At 43.9% G+C, this 517-nt stretch carries 1 protein-coding gene; it reads left to right on the top strand.

Going from position 1 to position 517, the window contains the following annotated elements:
- Nucleotides 1–517: reverse transcriptase domain-containing protein (locus tag LFYK43_RS12250; protein WP_268227144.1), on the top strand; the 517-nt coding region annotated here is incomplete at both ends.

Below are 517 nucleotides of genomic sequence, written 5' to 3'. Positions count from 1 at the left end.
CAGCCGGTCAAAAGAGTAGAAATCCCAAAAGCCGACGGGTCAAAGCGCAAGCTAGGGGTCCCAACGGTCGTCGACCGTGTGGTTCAACAAGCCGTAGCGCAACAACTCATACCAATCTTTGAACAGGTATTTTCCGACAATAGTTATGGCTTTCGACCACATCGCAGTGCGCAAAGTGCTGTGAAAAAGGTGGCAGCCTATTATAATCAGGGCTATCACTACGTGGTCGACCTTGATTTAAAGTCCTACTTTGACAATGTGAACCATGACCTGCTGATTAATTTTCTTGGAAACTACATCTGCGAGCCATGGGTTTTGCATCTGATTCGTAAATTCTTAACGAGTGGTGTGATGAATGGTCAGCTTTTTGAAAAGTCCGCCAAGGGTACGCCACAGAGTGGAAACATCTCACCTTTGTTGGCAAATATTTACTTGAATGAACTGGACAAAGAATTGACTAAAAGAGGACATAAATTTGTACGCTATGCAGACGACTGTAATATCTATGTCAAAAGCA

The sequence above is a fragment of the Ligilactobacillus salitolerans genome (genome assembly GCF_003864415.1).
Classification (GTDB): domain Bacteria; phylum Bacillota; class Bacilli; order Lactobacillales; family Lactobacillaceae; genus Ligilactobacillus; species Ligilactobacillus salitolerans.
Note: the sequence above shows the minus strand (reverse complement) of the source record. Positions and strands in the feature narration are given on the sequence as shown.